A 4,177-nucleotide genomic window follows, 5' to 3' on the forward strand; every position below is an offset into this window, starting at 1 on the left:
GCCGCGGAGGGGCTGCTCCAGTCGCAGACCCAGTTCCAGCCGGCGTGGAACCAGACGATCGCCAACAGCAAGTTCGCGGCGATGGCCTGCCCGCCGTGGATGCTCGGCTACCTCAAGGGCCAGTCGAAGCCCGACGCGGCCGGCAAGTGGGACGTCGCAGCCGCGCCGCAGGCCGGCAACTGGGGCGGCACCTTCCTGACCGTGCCCAAGAGCGGCAAGCACGTGAAGGAGGCGGAGCAGCTGGTCGCCTGGCTCACCGCCCCGGCCCAGCAGGCCAAGCTCTTCAGCGTGCAGGGCAGCTTCCCGAGCGCGCCGGCCGCCTACGACCTGCCCTCGGTCAAGAACGCCAAGAACACCATGACCGGTGACGCGCCGATCGGCCAGATCTTCGCCGAGGCCGCCAAGTCCATCCCGCAGCAGCCCATCGGCCCGAAGGACCAGATCATCGGCGCCGGGCTGGGCGACAACGGCGTGATCCTCGTGACGAAGGGCAAGTCTGCGGCCGACGCCTGGCAGACGGCCACCAAGACGATCGACAACAACCTGGAGAAGTGACCGGTATGTCCCGGCACGACAACGCCGCGCCCCTGGTTCATGACCGGGGCGCGGCCCCTGGCCGCGGCCCTGCGGCTCCCGCGTCAGCGGCGGATGAGCAGCGCCGGACGCGGCTGTCCCGGCGCTGGCAGCGGGACATGCGGTGGAGCCCGTACGCCTTCGTCTCCCCGTTCTTCCTGCTCTTCGCCGCGTTCGGTCTGTTCCCGCTGATCTACACCGGCTGGGCATCGCTGCACACGGTGGAGCTGACCGCGCCCACCGACATGCAGTGGGCGGGCCTGCACAACTACACCCGGATCTTCGGCGACGACTTCTTCTGGAACGCGGCGAAGAACACCCTGACCATCGGCATCATTTCGACCGTCCCGCAGTTGCTCATGGCGATGGGACTCGCCCACCTCCTCAACTACAAACTGCGCGGTTCCACCTTCTTCCGGGTGGCGATGCTGGCGCCGTACGCCACCTCGATCGCCGCGGCCTCCCTGGTGTTCGTGCTGCTCTTCGGCCGTGACTACGGCGTGATCAACTGGGCGCTGCACTTCGTCGGCGTCGACAAGATCGACTGGCAGAACGACAAGTGGTCCTCGCAGCTCGCGGTGTCGTCAGTGGTCATCTGGCGCTGGACCGGCTACAACGCGCTGATCTACCTGGCGGCGATGCAGGCGATCCCGCAGGACCTGTACGAGTCGGCGGCGCTGGACGGCGCCAACCGCTGGCAGCAGTTCTTCCATGTGACGCTGCCGCAGCTGCGGCCGACCATCCTGTTCACCACCGTGGTGTCGACGATCGGCGCGAGCCAGCTGTTCGGCGAGCCGCTGATGTTCGACTCCATCAAGGGCGCCTCCGGTGGTACCGATCACCAGTTCCAGACGCTGGGTCTGTACCTGTACGAGCAGGGCTGGGTCAACCAGCACCTGGGCCGAGCCTCCGCGATCGCCTGGACGATGTTCCTGATCCTCATCCTGATCGGAGTCGTCAACTACGTCATCTCGCGCCGGCTGCGCGCCAGCAGTTAGGAGAAATCAGCTGTGACGACGACCCTGACGGACGCCTCCGGCGACGCGCCGCCCAAGGCCGCGCGAGTACGGCGGCCCAAGGCGGCGCGGGCCGGCGGGCAGCTGCACGCGGGGCCCGTCGCGTACGCGGTGCTGGTGCTGTTCACCCTCGGCTCGCTGTTCCCACTGGTGTGGACGGCGATCGCTGCGTCTCGTGACAACAACCGGCTGGCGCAGACCCCGCCGCCGTTCTGGTTCGGCTCGAACCTGATGCACAACCTGCGGATCGCCTGGACCGACGCCAACCTGGGCAAGGCCTTCCTCAACACGACGATCGTGGCGGGGGTGTCGGCGGCGACCATCGTGTTCCTGTCCACCGTCGCCGGGTTCGCCTTCGCCAAGCTGCGGTTCCGGGGCCGTAACGGCCTGATGCTGGTGGTGATCGGCACGATGATGGTGCCGCCGCAGCTCAGCATCATCCCGCTGTACATGATGGTGGCGAAACTGGACTGGTCCGACCAGCTGCAGGCAGTGATCCTTCCGTCGCTGGTGAGCGCGTTCGGGGTGTTCTTCATGCGGCAGTACCTGCTGCAGGCACTTCCGGACGAGCTGATCGAGGCGGCCCGGGTGGACGGTGCGAACAGTTGGCGTGTGGTGTGGCACGTGGTGTTCCCGGCGGCGCGGCCGGCGATGGCCGTGCTCGGCATGCTGATGTTCGTGCAGTCGTGGAACGACTTCCTGTGGCCGTTCCTGGTGCTGTCCCAGAACGGCAATCCGACCGTGCAGGTCGCCATCGCAGGGCTGGGCCGCGGCTACACCCCGGACCAGTCCCTGATCATGGCGGGTGCTCTGCTCGGCACGCTGCCGCTGCTGCTGGTCTTCGCGATCTTCGGCAAGCAGATCGTCGGCGGCATCATGCAGGGCGCGGTCAAGGGCTGAGCCCGTTCCCGGGCCGGGACAATGCAGTCCCGGCCCTCTCTTTTCGTCCCCTTCCCCATCCTGTCTGTCGGTTTCCTCGACCCTCTATGGGAGCGCTTCCATGTCTCAGTCCGCACAGCCGGCGACTCCGGTGGCCTTTCCCCCCGCCTTCCTCTGGGGCGCCGCGACCTCGGCGTACCAGATCGAGGGGGCGGTACGGGAGGGCGGCCGTACCCCGTCGATCTGGGACACCTTCAGCCATACGCCGGGCAAGACCGCCGACGGCGACCACGGTGACATCGCTGTCGACCACTACCACCGCTACCGCGAGGACGTGGCGCTGATGGCCGAACTCGGCCTGACCGCCTACCGGTTCTCGGTCTCCTGGTCGCGTGTGCAGCCGACGGGACGCGGCCCGGCCGTCCAGGTGGGTCTGGACTTCTACCGCCGACTGGTGGACGAGCTGCTGGCACACGGCATCAAGCCCGCGGTCACCCTCTACCACTGGGATCTGCCGCAGGAGCTGGAGGACTCGGGCGGCTGGCCGGAGCGGGACACCGCCCTGCGCTTCGCCGAGTACGCGGGGATCGTCGGCGAGGCGCTGGGCGACCGGGTCGAGCAGTGGATCACTCTGAACGAACCCTGGTGCAGCGCCTTCCTGGGCTACGGCTCCGGAGTGCACGCTCCGGGCCGTACCGATCCGGTGGCCGCGCTGCGCGCCGCACACCATCTCAACCTGGCGCACGGGCTGGGCACGTCGGCCCTGCGCTCGGTGATGCCGGCCCGTAACCAGGTGGCCATCAGCCTCAACTCGTCGGTGGTACGGCCACTGTCGCAGAGCCCCGCCGACCTGGCCGCGGCCCGCCGGATCGACGACCTGGCCAACGGCGTCTTCCACGGGCCGCTGCTGCACGGGGCGTATCCGGCGACCCTGCTGGCGGCGACCTCCACGGTCACGGACTGGTCGTACGTTCTCGACGGTGATCTGCGCGCGATCCGCCAGCCGCTGGATGCACTCGGGCTCAACTACTACACGCCCACGGTGGTGTCGGCGGTGGACGGGGCGCCGGACGGCCCGCGCGCCGATGGCCACGGGGCGAGCTCCTTTTCACCGTGGCCGGGGGCGGACGACGTGGCGTTCCACCAGACGCCGGGTGAGCGGACCGAGATGGGCTGGACGGTCGATCCGACCGGCCTGCACGAACTGATCATGCGTTACGTGCAGGAGGCTCCGAGGCTGCCGCTGTACATCACGGAGAACGGCGCGGCGTACGAGGACAAGGTGGACGCCGGCGGCCAGGTGCACGACCCGGAGCGCATCGCCTATCTGCACGGCCATCTGGCGGCGGTGCACCGGGCGATCACCGACGGGGCGGACGTCCGTGGGTACTACCTGTGGTCGCTGATGGACAACTTCGAGTGGGCGTACGGCTATGCCAAGCGGTTCGGCATGGTGCACGTGGACTACGGGACGCTGGAGCGAACCCCGAAGTCGAGCGCCCGTTGGTACCGGGAGGTGGCCCGCACGGGGACACTGCCGGGGGTGCCCGGGGTACCGGTGGCGCCGGCGGTGTGATTCGGCGGCGTTCTGGGGGACGGCCGGCGGGCGCCTCCCAGAACCAGACGGCGGGCCACGCCGAACCGGAGCCCCGTACCACCGAGGCGGGGGCAGCGGGCGCCCACGCCGACGCCGACCAGGTACGGCTCAC

At 69.0% G+C, this 4,177-nt stretch carries 4 protein-coding genes; all 4 read left to right on the forward strand.

Translation table 11 applies throughout. The annotated features are described in order from the left end of the window. On the forward strand, positions 1–555 hold a 555-nt coding region (locus tag ABZ646_RS41655; RefSeq protein WP_360531503.1), incomplete at its 5' end, for an extracellular solute-binding protein. 5 nt (positions 556–560) lie between these two features. Then, positions 561–1,571: a sugar ABC transporter permease gene (locus ABZ646_RS41660; RefSeq protein ID WP_360531512.1), complete on the forward strand. Its 1,011-nt coding sequence runs from the start codon at positions 561–563 to the stop codon at positions 1,569–1,571. A 12-nt stretch (positions 1,572–1,583) separates the two neighbouring features. Further along, positions 1,584–2,489, forward strand: a complete 906-nt coding sequence (locus tag ABZ646_RS41665) for a carbohydrate ABC transporter permease (protein WP_360531506.1) — start codon at positions 1,584–1,586, stop codon at positions 2,487–2,489. Between the two features lie 100 nt (positions 2,490–2,589). Further along, the gene (locus ABZ646_RS41670; RefSeq protein ID WP_360531509.1) at positions 2,590–4,044 is read left to right on the forward strand and encodes a GH1 family beta-glucosidase; all 1,455 of its coding nucleotides are present in this window, start codon (positions 2,590–2,592) and stop codon (positions 4,042–4,044) included. Positions 4,045–4,177 lie beyond the last annotated feature (133 nt).

The sequence above is a fragment of the Streptomyces sp. NPDC007162 genome, from assembly GCF_040634175.1.
Classification (GTDB): domain Bacteria; phylum Actinomycetota; class Actinomycetes; order Streptomycetales; family Streptomycetaceae; genus Streptomyces.

Excerpts from the sequence above, each read along its gene's own strand:
- ABZ646_RS41660 (WP_360531512.1), top strand. The coding sequence starts at position 561 with ATGTCCCGGCACGACAACGCCGCGCCCCTGGTTCATGACCGGGGCGCG.
- ABZ646_RS41670 (WP_360531509.1), top strand. The coding sequence starts at position 2,590 with ATGTCTCAGTCCGCACAGCCGGCGACTCCGGTGGCCTTTCCCCCCGCC.